Here is a 13,732-nt window from a genome sequence, read left to right on the forward strand (position 1 = left end):
GCGGGCGTCGAGATGGCCGGGGGTAGCCGTGAAACACATCCGTAGTCTCGACGCTCTCGTCACCGACGTTGCATCGGAACTCATGGGAGTCGATGCAGCGTCGGTGATGACCGCGTACACGCGAGTACTGCGCACTCTCGTCGAATACTTCGGTGTGGACGCCGCGTACCTTCGACACACCGATTACGACAACCGCGCCACGGTCATGGTGGCCGAGTGGCCAGCCCGACCGGACGCCCCCGATCCGGACCCCCTCGGAGTCGTGTACTTCGCCGACGCCGACCCCGTCTTCGCAGCCTGCGAGCATCTGCTGCACCCCAAGGTGTTTCGGCCGCGTCCCGACGAAGAAGAATATCGACGACGGGTCAAGGCTGCGTCCGGGTACGCGGTCACGTCCATGGCGGTCGTCCCGCTCGTCCAGGGCAGGTCGATCGGGTGGGTCGGTCTCATCAAGGGCGGTGACCGCGACTGGTCCGAACAGGAGACCAACGCTCTGGTCGCGATCGCGTCGATGTTCACGCAGGTGCACGCTCGAATCGAGGCCGAGGAGTCACTGCGCACGGCGGCCGAACACGATGCACTGACCGGATTGTCGAATCGGCGTGGCGTGACCGACGACCTGGAACGACGGCTCGTCGCCAAGGCCACGGGCGGGCCGGTCGCGGTCCTGTTCCTCGACCTCGATCGATTGAAGGCACTCAACGACTTCTACGGTCATACCGCAGGGGACGCCTACCTGTGCGCACTCGCCGACACCCTGCGGGGTGTGCTGGATCCCGACGTCACCATCGCACGATGGGGCGGTGACGAATTCGTCGTCGTACTCCAGCCCGCGACGATCGACGGCAAGACGGCGTCGCCGTACGACGTCGCATGCCGGGTGCTCGACGCAGTCTCCTCCACCCGGGTTCTCATCGCTGGTGACGCGATCAACCGCACCGCGAGTATCGGTGTGACGACGGCATATCCGGGTGTGGACAGTGTGCACGAGGTGATCGCGAACGCCGACCAAGCCGCATTGGTGGCTAAGCGAACCGGCGGAAACAGCGTCGCACTGTTCGATTCCACCATCAGAGCCCGCAACGCACTGAGGAACGACGTCGAACTGCATCTGCATTCGGCGATCGAAAACGGCGAGCTGATACTGCATTACCAACCGGAGATCGACCTGCAGACCGGTCGTATCACCGCCGTCGAAGCATTGGTTCGATGGCAGCACCCCTCGCGCGGATTGCTACCCCCTGCGGACTTCATCGACATCGCCGAATCCTCCGATCTCGCAACCGAACTCGGCCGCTGGGTGCTCGAGGACGCGCTGCGCACCTACAGTGAGTGGGCCCGCGACATTCCGACGCTGGACATCGTTCTGCGCGTGAACGTCTCGCCTGCACAGCTCCTGGCGACCGAGTTCGTCGACATCGTCGCGCGCGCACTGACCTCGGGCTCCGTGGCCCCGACCCATCTCTGCCTCGAGATCACCGAGAACGCCGTCGTCCAGGACACCGGACAGACGGCGAAGGTTCTCACGATGCTGCGCGAGCTGGGCGTGAGTATCGCGATCGACGACTTCGGTACCGGTTTCAGCTCTTTGGCGCACTTGAAGATACTTCCGGTCGACGCGCTCAAGATCGACCGCGAGTTCGTCGAGCATCTCGACTCGGACGCGAGCGACCAGGCCATCGTTCGATCGATCGCCTCACTCGCGAAAGCATTCGGTCTCGACCTGATCGCAGAAGGCGTCGAGACCGAAGCGGCACGGTCCGAACTGCTCGCCGTCGGATGCCGTCGCGCACAGGGCTACCTCTTCTCGCACCCCGTTCCGGAAGAAGACATGCGAAACATGCTGGTCTCGGCTGTAGAGTCGGCTCCGTGATGCGGGGAGTCTCGAGGTAGGAGAAGAAGCTGAATCGACGTCGGAGTCTGGATGCTGTGGTGACCGATGTCGCGACGCAGCTGATGGGCGCCGACGCTTCGACCGCCCAAGAGACCTACGAGGCAGTTGTCCGAGGACTCGTCAACAGCTTCGAACTGGACATCGCGTTCCTCCGCCACGTCGATTTCGATACACGGTCGAGTGTGCTGATCGCCGAATGGCCACCGCGCACCGACGTCAGGCATCCGGACCCGTTGCACATCGTCCCGTTCGAGAACGCCGAACCCGTGTTCGCGTCGACCGAACTGCAACACGACGTTCGCGTCATTCGTGCAGGGGACGGAGTCGACGGATACCGAGTACTCGTCGAGTCGGCGTCCGGATTCGTCGCCGACACCTTGGCGTCGGTGCCGATGGTCGACAACGGCGTCACGGTGGGTGTGCTTGGGTTCGGAACGGTGTCCGCGCGTGAATGGACGTACGACGAACTGAACGCCCTCAGGGCGATTGCGGCCCTGATGACACAGGTCCACGCGAGAGTCGATGCGGAGAATCGCGTCCGGTACGCCGCGACGCACGACGAGCTGACGGGCTTGTTCAACCGCCGTGCACTGCTCACGTATCTGCACGAGCGACTCGACGATCATTCGACCGGGCCGATCGCGGTACTGGCCCTGCACCTCGATCAATTGAAGGCGCTCAACGATTTTCTCGGCCATCTCGCCGGGGACGAATACATCGTCGCAGTGGCAGACATCCTGCGCAGCGAGATCGGATCGGACGCGGTGATCGCACGTCTTGGCGGTGACGAGTTCGTCATCGTGCTGCGCAGCCCCGCCAACGCACACATCGCCACGGTGGCCGCGAAGTCCGTGCTCGATGCAGTCAAAGCGCTCAATGCGCCTGGCGTGGACGGAAACCGTCGAGCGAACATCGGGATATCCGTCGCCCACCCAGGACGCATCACCGCCGAGGCCGCCCTGAAAGGCGCCGACCAGGCCGCGCTGATCGCACAGGCCGACGGCGGCAGGAATATTGCGCAGTTCAACGAGGAGGTACAGCGGGAGAGCGAGCTGCGAAGCGACGTCGAGGTGCATCTGCGTAACGCAATCGAGGACAACGCATTGCTGCTGCACTTCCAGCCGGAGATCGACCTGATCAGCGGCAGGGTCACGGCCGTCGAAGCACTCGTGCGATGGCTACACCCGATCCGTGGCCTTTTGCCCCCGAACGCGTTCATCCCCGTCGCCGAAGCGACCAACCTCGCACCCCAACTCGGCCGGTGGGTTCTCGAGAACGCGTGCCGGACGCTGGCCGACTGGCGCAACACACTGCCCGGACTCGACATCTCGATGCGGGTGAACGTCTCACCCGCACAATTGGTGTCCACCGACTTCGTACGCACCGTCGCGGCCGTGCTGCGCCAGTACGGCATCGCGCCCGCGTCACTGTGTCTCGAGATCACCGAGGTCGCCGTCGTGAAGGACCTGGAACGCACCCGACGAACCCTGCACGGGCTACGCCGTCACGGCGTCCACGTCGCCATCGACGATTTCGGCACCGGCTACAGCTCTCTGTCGCACCTGAAGGAACTACCGGTCGATGCCTTGAAGATCGACCGGGCATTCGTGTCCAGCCTCGGAACCGCCGATCGAGACGACGTCGCGATCGTCGCTTCGGTCGTCGGACTTGCCGCATCCTTCGACCTCGACGTCATCGCCGAGGGCGTCGAGACGCGGGAGGCAGCCGATGTTCTGGTGCGGCTCGGATGCCGACGCGCCCAGGGCTACCTGATATCCCGACCTGTCCCCGCCGCCGACGCACTCGAGCTGCTACGGGGCGTCACCATCGACATCTGACGCACCCCCGTGCTGCTACAGTGTCTTCTCGCGGGTCGTAAGACCCGAACGCCGGTGTAGTTCATTGGTAGAACGCGACCTTCCCAAGGTTGAGAGGCGGGTTCGATTCCCGTCACCGGCTCTTCACGGAGTTATCGGCGTGTAACGACCGACCTGCCATTTGTGAACAATCCCGATGGATCCCCTCGCTCGCTGCGACAAGTCACCACGACCGGCATATCGTGAAGGCAACGCGGGGGAGAATGCGCGAGGGATTGTGTGAACCGCACACTGACTGTGGCTTTCTGCACGGTAGCGATCGCGCTCGGTGCCGGCATCGCGACGGCACAGCCCGTCGTGCCGTCCGTTCCCGGCCCTGCGCAATCCAGTCATGCCGACGCGATCCGTTACTCGGAAGCGCATCCGAACTCGACACCACCCGGCGTCAACGACACCTCGTGCGTGCCGTCGCCGAACCATCCGAACCCCGTGATCCTGGTGCACGGCACCGATGCGACGGCGTATGCCGACTGGGCGGGCCTCGGTCCGGTCCTGCAGACACAGGGGTACTGCGCGTATGCACTGAACTACGGCGCGTCGCCCGACGGAACGACGTACGGATACAGCGATATTCGCGACAGCGCAGCCGAACTGAAGGACTTCACCGAACACGTTCTCGCGCGAACCGGCGCCGAGAAGGTGGATATCGTCGGTTACTCGCAAGGCGCTGCGGTGTCACGGTATTACACCAACGAGTTGGGCGGGGCTGCCGTCGTCGACGAGTGGATCGGTATCGCGTCACCGACCTACGGCGGAAACGCGTACGGCTTTTCCCCTGTCGTGCAATCGATTCCGGGTGGAACCACAGCGGTGTCGAGTGAATTCGGGCCCGCACTCGTGCAACTGCTTCAGGGATCGGAATTTCTGAACCAATTGAACGCACACGGCGACACCGTGCCCGGCGTCCACTACACGTCCATCGCGACCCGCGTCGACGAGACGATCCAGCCCTACACAAACGCGCTGTTCCACGACCCGAACGTGACGAACATCGTGGTGCAGGACGTCTGCCCGATCAACAACGTCGCGCACTTCACGATCACCTACGATCCGACGACGCTGGGACTCGTTCTCGCAGCGCTCGCTCCGAGCGCGGGAATCGTCCCCTACTGCGGTCCGGTTCCTCTCGGTGCAGGCATTCTCGACGTCGTCGTCGCGAGCAACTGACTCCGACGCGTCAGCCAGTCGACCGCGAATGCGGTAATCTCCCGCGCGTCGACGAGCACGCTGTCCGCGTCGCCGATCGTGCCTCGACGGCCGGAACCGGTCGCGAGGAAATCCTCGACGACGGACGCGAAGTAGTCGTCGTCCAGGCCGTCGACGATCGGTCTCGACGTGTCGAACTCCTCCACCCATCGCCAGACCGTGCTGCCGTCGTCACCCCGCAGCGGGTATTCGATGCGCACGCGACGTTTGTCCGGTATGTCGGCGATGGCCTCCGCATGGTGCAACACCGTCATCGTGTCGAGAGGCGCCCCGACCATCAGCACCATGCCACCCGACGCGACGATCCGCGCCAACGGTGTCGAGGCGCCGTAGCCGTCGTCCATCGGGTGATCACGTGTCAGTTCGTCGGCGCGAAAACCCCACGCGGACATGGCAGCTCCCGGATTTGCGCTGGTGTGCACACCGGACCTGGAACGAATGGTCGACGCCAGGATGCCGTGGTCGCGAGCGGGCCGGGACGTCGCGGGGTCGTACGGCGGGACGTGCGCGCGCAGCGACTCCTGCACACTGCCGTCAGCGTTCCAGATGTCGACACCGACGTCCCAATCCTGGTACGACACAACCGTTCCCGACGGACCGACGACGTCGAGCACCGCGTCGACGAGCGCATCGGGGCCTCCGAGAACCGGACCGACTCGGCTGAACGCGGCGTGCATCATGACGATGTTCCCGTCGCCGAGACCCAGTGCTGCCGCGTCGGCCGCCAGGCTCGCCCGTGTATGCGGGCTCACTGGATCGAGCCGTCCATGCACAGCTGATAGGCACGCAACCCGATGAACAACTCCGACGCGTGGACCGGGTCGAGGAAGTCCCGCCCCGTCAACTCCTGAATCCGCCGCAAGCGGTACAGCACGGTGTTGCGGTGATAGTGCAGCCGTTCGGCTGCGTCGGTGGTCGATCCCTTGGAGCGGAACCACGCGTCCAACGTGGCGAGCAGGCTCGACCGCTCGGCGTCGGGGAGATCGAGGAGTTTGCCGAGGATCTGCCGTCCTGCGGTGCGTCCGGAATCGGGGTTTCCGGCGAGCAGCAGCGGGACCGGAACCGAGTCGAACCGCGTCGACGCGGAATCGTCCACGCGTGCACACGCCCGGGCGAGCCTTGCCTGCTCGACCGCGGCAGGCGTACCGGACGGAGACGAGAACAGCGAGCTGACGCCGATGTTGCCGCTGCCCGTAGGAATGGCGTCGACGACGGCGTCGAGAACGGCATCGGAACCGGCGAACAACAGCCCGAGCACGCCGTCGACCTCGCTGTCCCAGATCGCATCGACCCCGCGAGTAGCGATGTTCGCGCACGACGCCTCGGCCGACACGACGACGAAACTGCCACGCTCGGGGATGCGGAAGGTGCGCAACGCGTCGGAGACGGCGGCCGGATTCGACCCATGACCGGCGAACACCGCCCGGACGAGCCGTCGTCGCACATCGGCGTCCTGCTCGGCCCTGGCTTCGGTGCTCAGTCGATACGCGTCCGCCGCCGCATCGGAGTAGACGTCCACGAGGGCCCACACCTGCGCTGCGATGTCGAGCAGCGCCCGCGGTCGGTCCGCCTCCGAACGCTCCATGAGCTTTTCCCAGATCAGGCGTCCGCCCAATCGAAACGCGTGGAGAAGAGCGGCCAGCGGAACCCCCTGTTCGGCCTTCAAGCGACCCGCTGCACGCGCGGAGTCCAGATCGATCGGTCGTAAGCCCGCGAGGTTCGAGATCAGCGCCGTGACGTTCGCGAAACAAGCCTCGCGAAGCTGCTCCTGCGTCAACGACGTGGACTCGACGTATCCGTGCTCGGCGTCGAGGATGCGTCGAACGAGCTCGTCGGTGAGGCTGTCCACCGCATCCATCAGCGGCGCCGCCAGCTCGTAGGACGCGGTGGCAGCCGGTGCAGTCGTCATGATTCGATGCTAGATCACCCGGTGTTAGCCAGGCCACAGTTTCGTTGTGCGGCGGCACAAGAAGTCGAGAGCGTCCGCCCATAGCGCCCGCGTTCGGCTGCGATGACAATCACAGCGAAGGACCGATGCCGAGCGAGACGGGGGCTGCCCGAAGTGACCGAACGATCCACAACCCATCTGCACGTTGCCGAGAACGCGGAGATCGAGGCACGCCATGCCGTCGACACGGCCCTCGCAGAGCTCGGCGAGGGCGAGAAGACATGGGCGTCCCTGTCGCTGTCGAAGCGCGCGGATCTTCTCGGACGCGTCCGTGACCTCACTGTCGCGCACGGCAACGAATGGGTCGACGCCGCCCGCGTGATCAAGGGCTTGAGCGAGTCGTCGCCGCTGCTCGGCGAGGAGTGGATGTCGGGGCCCTACGCGTTCGCCGGCGGAGCGAGCATGCTCATCCACACGCTGACTGCGTTGGACTCCGGCAACAGCCCGCTCGCGTCGGTCGAGTTCGGTTCGGCCCCGGGCGACCGCACGACGGTTCAGGTCCTACCGATGACCATGTACGACTCGTTGCTGCTGAGCGGTTTTCGCGCCGACGTCTGGCTGAAACCCGGCATCGATGCAGCGACCGCGACCCGCAGCGCCGGGCTGGCCCAACGTGAGCCGACGCGGACCGGCGGCATCGGCGCCGTCCTCGGTGCAGGCAACATCACCTCGATCGCACCACTGGACACGTTCTACGAGCTGTTCGCGCACAACCGCGTCGTCGCACTGAAGCTCAACCCCATCACCGATCCGATGCTGCCGGTCCTGACGACGGTGTTGGCGCCGCTGATCGAGGTCGGCGCGGTCCGCATCCTGACCGGCGGCCCGGAAGTCGGAACGTACCTCGTGCAGCATCCGTCGGTGGCGCACGTGCACATGACCGGTAGTTCGATCACGCACGACGCCATCGTGTTCGGTCCAGGTGAGACCGGCGCCGAACGTAAAGCAGCCAACGACCCGATCCTGACGAAACCGATGACGAGCGAACTCGGTGGCGTGTCACCGACCATCGTGTTTCCCGGCAAGTGGAGCCGCGCGGACATCGAGTTCCAGGCCGAACACATCGCGACGCAACGACTGCACAACAACGGCTACAACTGCGTCGCAGCGCAGGCGGTCATCGTCTCGTCGGCATGGGACCAGCGCGACGAATTCCTCGCCGCCCTGCGTGACGCCCTCGACCGCGCGCCCGGTCGCCGCGCCTACTACCCCGGCAGCGACGCGCGGGTGACCGGAGCGCTCGACAGCTATCCTCGGTCGGAACGGTTGAGCAACGGACGCGTGCTGATCGGCGACATCGATCCAGGCGACGAAACGGCCCTGCTGACCACCGAGTACTTCGCGCCGGTCCTCGGTGTCGTCGAACTACCGTGCACCGGAACCACATTCGCCGAGAAGGCCGTGCAGACCGCGAACGACGACTTCGTCGGAACGCTCGGGGTCAACATCATCGCGCATCCCTCGACGATCGCCGAGATGGGCGATCGCTTCGAATCCGTTCTCGCCGAACTGCGCTACGGAACGGTTGCCGTCAATACGTGGACGGGCCTCGGATTCCTCTCCGCCGCAGCCACGTGGGGCGCATTTCCCGGACACACCATCGACGACGTCCAGAGCGGCATCGGCATCGTGCACAACGCTTTGCTGATCGACGGCGCGGAACGGACGGTGGTGCGCGGCCCGTTCCGGCCTGCGCCGCGCTCGCTGCTTGCCCGGGAATGGGCGCTCACCCCCAAACCTCCGTGGTTCCTTTCCAACCGAACGGCCGCCACGACAGGTAGGTTGCTGACAGCATTCGCCGGTAAGCCGTCGTGGACGAAACTTCCCGCGATCTTCGCCTCGGCGTTGCGCGGATAAGGGGGAAACATGGACCACCCATCGATCGCCGATTACGTCGTCGTCGGCGCAGGATCCTCGGGGGCTGTGCTGGCGAACCGGCTGAGCGCCGACCCACGCAACAGCGTCGTCCTCCTCGAAGCGGGGCCGGAGGACAAGAACAAGTTCGCGCACATTCCTGCGGCGTTCTCGAAACTGTTTCGGAGCGACGTCGACTGGAACTACGATTCCGAGCCCCAGCCCGAACTGAAGGGCCGCAGCATCTTCTGGCCGCGAGGCAAGATGCTCGGCGGGTCGTCGTCGATGAACGCCATGATGTGGGTCCGCGGATTCGCGGCCGACTACGACGAATGGGCGTCACTGGCCGATTCGTCGTGGTCGTTCGACAAGATCGTCCCCTACTTCCGCAAGATCGAAAGCATCGAGAACGCAACAGCTCTCGACGCCGGCAACTCCGGCCCGTTGATCGTGTCGAACCAACGCAGCCCGCGTGCACTGACGTCGTCGTTCCTCGAGGCCGTGCGCGAAGCCGGCTACCCCGTCGAACCCGCGAATCTGCCGGAGCCGAGGGGCTTTTCGCAGACCATGGTCACGCAGAAGCGTGGGGCGCGGTGGAGCACGGCGGACGCGTACCTGAAGCCGATCCGCAAGCGCTCCAACCTGACCGTTCTCACCGAGTCGCAGGCGCAGCGAGTGGTGTTCGAGGGGACCGCGGCGGTAGGCGTCGAGTACGTCTCGGGTGGTGTCGTCCGTACCGTGCGTGCCGCGCGCGAAGTCGTTCTCGCCGGAGGGGCGGTCAATTCACCGCAGCTTCTCATGCTGTCCGGCATCGGAGACAAGGCACAGCTCGACGCACACGGCATCGAGGTCCTGCACCATTCGCCGCACGTCGGCAAGAACCTCACCGACCACCTCGCCGCGTTGATCGGCTGGAGCGTCGAGAAGGATTCGCTGTTCTTCGCCGAGAAGATCCCCGAACTGGTCAACTACCTCGTCCGACGACGCGGAATGCTCACGTCCAACGTGGCCGAGGCGTACGGGTTCATCAGGAGTCGTGACAGCGTCTCGCTGCCCGACGTCGAGCTGATCTACGCGCCCGCGCCGTTCTTCGACGAAGGCCTCATCGCGCCCGACGCGCATGCGGCCGTCATCGGGTCCGTCCTGCTCCGGCCCGAGAGCCGCGGCGAGATCACGTTGCGCTCCGCCGACCCGCTCGCCAAGCCCATCATCGAACCCCGCTACCTCAGCGATCCCGACGGGGTGGACCGGCAGGCGATGATCGAAGGGCTGCGCGTGTGTACGCAGATCGCATCGCAGCCGGCGCTCAAGGGGTTGCTCGGCGACATCGTGCGGCCGAGGGTCGGTGCCGACGCCTCCGCCGACGACCTCCTCACCGAGGCGCTCGAACAGAACGCGCACACGCTGTACCACCCCGTCAGCACCTGCCGCATGGGTAGCGACGCGTCGAGCGTCGTCACGCCGGACCTGCGGGTGCGCGGCGTCGACAAGCTGCGCGTTGCGGACGCGTCGATCATGCCGACGATCATCCGCGGGCACACCCACGCGCCGAGTGTCGTGATCGGTGAGAAGGCCGCGGATCTGATTCTGGGCTGAGCGCCCCGCCGAAATCCAAACATCACGGTACGGTCACGAATCGTGCCGTGTGTTGTCACGGGCCGTAACGATCGCGCTGAACGAGTGACCCTGTCCCCTTGCCGATGTAGCGTCGAATATGCCACCGCCACAACATGTATGGCGGCGTCGCTGGAAGACGAACGAGAGCCGGGAAAGCCGGCCATCGACTTTCGACCCATCCGGATTCGAGGCTGCGGCGAATCCCCCACAACGCTCGGGTAAGACGAGCCAACGCAAGGGAGAAAATCATCATGATCTCGATCCGTAAAGTCATGGCCACCACCGCAATCGGTGCGATGACGCTCGTACCGCTCGCGGCGTGCTCCAGCGACGATTCGTCCAGCTCCAGCTCCAGCGACACCACGTCGGCAGCAGCCACCTCGGCCGAAGCGACTCCGGAGCCCGTTGCCGAGGTCGACGACCTGTCCAACGGCGTCAGCACCGCGGTGGCCCTCGACCCCGGATTCACCGGCGCGCTCACGACCCTGGGCCTCACCCCCGGAACCATCGGAACCGCGACTCTCGCAGACGGTTCCATCTCCTTCCCGATCACCGGTGGCGAGGTCAAGTACTGGGAGCCGGGCACCGTCGACCCGTACGTGCAGGGCGAGATCATGCACGACGGCAGCGGACTCTCGCTGACCGCAGGTGACACCGTCGTCGAGCTGACGGACTTCGACATCGATCCGGGAACGTCCCTGCTGACCGGCACGGTCACGGTGAACGGCGACGTCGCCGCAGAAGATGCCGTCATCTTCGATCTCGACGGCCGCACCCTGAACCCGCTGGCCACCGGACCCGACAACACCGCGATCCTGCAGGGCACCCAGGTCAAGATCTCGGAGACTGCAGCCGGCCTGCTGAACGACACGTTCAAGACCGACGCCGTCACCCCGGGCCTGCTCGTGGGCGTCGCAACCATCACCATCGCCACTGCGTAAACACCGATGGGTTTTCGCAGCCCGCTCCGCGGACCGTGGTTCACCTCGGTCCTCGGAGCGGTTCTGCTCGTCGGCCTGCCGATCGTCATCGTCACCGGGCTGCTGTCCTACATCGCGTACGGACCGCAGTTCGGGCAGGCGATGCCCGGCGATGTCGGCTGGCTGCGGTTGCCGCAGTTCGATTGGCCCACCGATCCCGCCTGGCTGTATCGCCTCACGCAGGGCTTGCACGTCGGACTCGGATTGGTGCTCGTTCCGATCGTGTTGGCCAAACTGTGGTCGGTCATTCCGAAGCTCTTCACGACACCACCCGTTCGGTCGATTGCCCAAGCGCTCGAACGCCTTTCGCTCCTTGCGCTCGTCGGGGGCATCCTGTTCGAGATCGTCACCGGTGTTCTGAACATTCAGTACGACTACATCTTCGGCTTCAGCTTCTACACGGCCCACTACTGGGGCGCGTGGATCTTCATCGCCGGGTTCGTCAGTCACGCGATTCTCAAGACACCGTTGATGATTCGCACGCTCCGCGGACGCTCGCTGATGCAGGCTCTTCGTGACGGGCAGGAGCACGGCGATTCCGATCTCATCGCCGCCGACCCGTCGGAGCCCACTATCAGCCGACGCGGTGCGCTTGCCCTCGTCGGTGGTGGTGCGGCATTCGTCGCCGTACTCACGGTCGGACAGACGACGGGCGGATTCCTCCGAAACGCAGCAATTCTCCTTCCCCGTGGCCGTTCCTACGGCGACGGACCCAACGACTTCCAGGTCAACCGGACCGCCGCTGCTGCCCGGATTCCCGAGGACCATGCGGGGTGGACGCTCACCCTGACAGGAGGGACGTCGCCGGTGACCTTCACGCGCGCGGCGTTGCTGACGATGCCACAACACACTGCCCGGTTGCCTATCGCCTGCGTCGAAGGCTGGTCGACGGTACAGACATGGACAGGAGTGCGGCTACGCGACCTGGCCGCCGCTGCCGGAACCCCCGAACCGTCGTCCGCGCAGGTCACGTCGCTCGAGAAGGACGGTCCGTTCCGTCAGGCGGTGCTGCAGTCCAACCAGGTGCTGCACCCGGACTCGCTGCTGGCGCTGCGAGTCAATGGAACCGACCTGTCGCCGGACCACGGTTACCCGGCTCGCATCATAGTCCCGGCCATGCCAGGGGTGCACAACACCAAATGGGTCGAGACCATCGACTTCAGGACGGTTTCGTGAGGTACTTCGTCCGCTTCTACGGGGCGCGCCCATTGCACGTGCTGGCAATGGGTTTCGCCTTCGCTCTCATGGGCTATGTGGTCTGGATGGCAGGCATACAGACATTCTGGAATCGCGATGTCTGGTGGCAGTCCATCGCAGTGTGGTTCGCAGGGGCCGTCGTCGTGCACGATCTGGTGCTGTTCCCGCTCTACGCAGTCGTCGACCGGTCTCTCTCGAGCGGTATCGCTGCAGTCCGCGGCCGCGCCCCTCACGTCCGCTGGCGTGTATCGCCGCTCAACTACATCCGAATCCCGTTGATGGGGACGGCATTGACGTTCGTGCTGTTCTTGCCCGGGATCATCTCGCAGGGGTCGGAAACCTACGTTGCCGCAACGGGTCTGACTCAGGACCCGTTCCTCGGACGGTGGCTCGCGCTCACCGCAGCATTGTTCGGGATCAGCGCCATCACCTATGCACTTCGCATCGCACTCACCAGGAGGCCCGCATGACTGTCACAGCCGACGAGCTGTTTCGACGGGCCTCCTCGGGCCTTCCCTGTTGGATGGGAGATTCCGACGGCACACGCGTCTCGTTGCCGATCGCTCGATGGATGGGTGGCGACGCGTCGACGGCCGAAGACCGTATCGCCGACAATCGCATGATCGGCCATTGCAGCGGTCCCACACTTGATCTCGGCTGCGGCCCCGGCCGTCTCACCGAAGGGCTTGCGCGACGCGGCATCTCGGCTCTGGGCGTCGACACCTCCCGTGAGGCCGTTCAGTTGACCGTCGGGCGTGGAGGCCGTGCGGTGCTGCGAGATCTGTTCGAACCTCTACCGAACGCCGGCGAGTGGGCCTGCGTCCTGCTGGCGGACGGAAACATCGGCATCGGCGGAGATCCGGTCCGGCTGTTGCGTCGTGCCGCCGAACTGATCCGCCCCGACGGCACGATCATCGCCGAGGTCGATCCCCCGGGCGACGGCGCCGTACGTCGACGGACCGTGCGATGGGAGACCGACACGATGGTCGGTGACTGGTTCGCGTGGGCCAGCGTCAGCGCCGACGCGACGGCCGATCTTGCACGCTCGGCCGGCTTACGCGTCGTCGACATCGGGCAGATTCACGGGCGATATTTCGCGCGCTTGAGTGCGCCTTCGGCACCCGTGCTCGGATAGTCGGTGCCTGGGCCAACTATGCAC

At 65.2% G+C, this 13,732-nt stretch carries 11 protein-coding genes and 1 tRNA gene; 10 read left to right on the forward strand and 2 right to left on the reverse strand.

What is annotated here, in order from left to right; genetic code table 11:
- Window positions 1-28 precede the first annotated feature (28 nt).
- From DK926_RS21115 to DK926_RS21130, 4 genes are all read left to right on the forward strand, one after another.
- Window positions 29-1,873 (forward strand): EAL domain-containing protein, encoded by a 1,845-nt coding sequence (locus tag DK926_RS21115; protein ID WP_279387097.1) that lies wholly within the window; start codon window positions 29-31, stop codon window positions 1,871-1,873.
- Between the two features lie 56 nt (window positions 1,874-1,929).
- Window positions 1,930-3,732 (forward strand): EAL domain-containing protein, encoded by a 1,803-nt coding sequence (locus tag DK926_RS21120; RefSeq protein ID WP_243636939.1) that lies wholly within the window; start codon window positions 1,930-1,932, stop codon window positions 3,730-3,732.
- 50 nt (window positions 3,733-3,782) lie between these two features.
- Window positions 3,783-3,853: transfer RNA gene (locus DK926_RS21125), tRNA-Gly, on the forward strand.
- Window positions 3,854-3,990: 137 nt separating this feature from the next.
- The gene (locus tag DK926_RS21130) at window positions 3,991-4,938 is read left to right on the forward strand and encodes an alpha/beta fold hydrolase (protein WP_114332035.1); all 948 of its coding nucleotides are present in this window, start codon (window positions 3,991-3,993) and stop codon (window positions 4,936-4,938) included.
- Here DK926_RS21130 and aac(3) read toward each other — a convergent pair.
- Entirely contained in the window at window positions 4,878-5,729 is an 852-nt protein-coding gene (aac(3), locus tag DK926_RS21135; RefSeq protein WP_114332036.1) for an aminoglycoside 3-N-acetyltransferase, read from the reverse strand. The genes DK926_RS21130 and aac(3) overlap by 61 nt on opposite strands.
- Window positions 5,726-6,886, reverse strand: a complete 1,161-nt coding sequence (locus tag DK926_RS21140) for a helix-turn-helix domain-containing protein (RefSeq protein WP_114332037.1) — start codon at window positions 6,884-6,886, stop codon at window positions 5,726-5,728. Before DK926_RS21140 ends, aac(3) begins: the two co-directional genes overlap by 4 nt.
- 201 nt (window positions 6,887-7,087) lie before the next feature.
- On the opposite strand from DK926_RS21140, the gene DK926_RS21145 reads away from it, so the two are divergent.
- From DK926_RS21145 to DK926_RS21170, 6 genes are all read left to right on the forward strand, one after another.
- Complete coding sequence (locus DK926_RS21145) at window positions 7,088-8,782, forward strand: aldehyde dehydrogenase family protein (RefSeq protein WP_243636942.1); 1,695 nt, start codon at window positions 7,088-7,090, stop codon at window positions 8,780-8,782.
- Between the two features lie 9 nt (window positions 8,783-8,791).
- Entirely contained in the window at window positions 8,792-10,375 is a 1,584-nt protein-coding gene (locus tag DK926_RS21150) for a GMC family oxidoreductase N-terminal domain-containing protein (RefSeq protein ID WP_114332039.1), read from the forward strand.
- Between the two features lie 272 nt (window positions 10,376-10,647).
- Entirely contained in the window at window positions 10,648-11,337 is a 690-nt protein-coding gene (locus DK926_RS21155; protein WP_114332040.1) for a hypothetical protein, read from the forward strand.
- A gap of 6 nt (window positions 11,338-11,343) precedes the next feature.
- Window positions 11,344-12,552 carry a molybdopterin-dependent oxidoreductase gene (locus DK926_RS21160; protein WP_114332041.1) on the forward strand — a complete coding sequence of 403 codons (1,209 nt, stop codon included), beginning with the start codon at window positions 11,344-11,346 and terminating at the stop codon, window positions 12,550-12,552.
- Window positions 12,549-13,043, forward strand: a complete 495-nt coding sequence (locus DK926_RS21165; protein WP_207890877.1) for a hypothetical protein — start codon at window positions 12,549-12,551, stop codon at window positions 13,041-13,043. The genes DK926_RS21160 and DK926_RS21165 overlap by 4 nt, the downstream gene beginning before the upstream one ends.
- Entirely contained in the window at window positions 13,040-13,708 is a 669-nt protein-coding gene (locus DK926_RS21170; protein ID WP_114332043.1) for a methyltransferase domain-containing protein, read from the forward strand. Before DK926_RS21165 ends, DK926_RS21170 begins: the two co-directional genes overlap by 4 nt.
- Window positions 13,709-13,732 lie beyond the last annotated feature (24 nt).

This window comes from Rhodococcus sp. Eu-32 (assembly GCF_003336925.1).
Classification (GTDB): domain Bacteria; phylum Actinomycetota; class Actinomycetes; order Mycobacteriales; family Mycobacteriaceae; genus Rhodococcoides; species Rhodococcoides kyotonensis_B.

What these genes read in the sequence shown, in the direction of transcription:
- DK926_RS21140 (WP_114332037.1), bottom strand. Translation starts at nt 6,886, where the DNA reads ATGACGACTGCACCGGCTGCCACCGCGTCCTACGAGCTGGCGGCGCCG.
- DK926_RS21150 (WP_114332039.1), top strand. Translation starts at nt 8,792, where the DNA reads ATGGACCACCCATCGATCGCCGATTACGTCGTCGTCGGCGCAGGATCC.
- DK926_RS21155 (WP_114332040.1), top strand. Translation starts at nt 10,648, where the DNA reads ATGATCTCGATCCGTAAAGTCATGGCCACCACCGCAATCGGTGCGATG.
- DK926_RS21160 (WP_114332041.1), top strand. Translation starts at nt 11,344, where the DNA reads ATGGGTTTTCGCAGCCCGCTCCGCGGACCGTGGTTCACCTCGGTCCTC.
- DK926_RS21170 (WP_114332043.1), top strand. Translation starts at nt 13,040, where the DNA reads ATGACTGTCACAGCCGACGAGCTGTTTCGACGGGCCTCCTCGGGCCTT.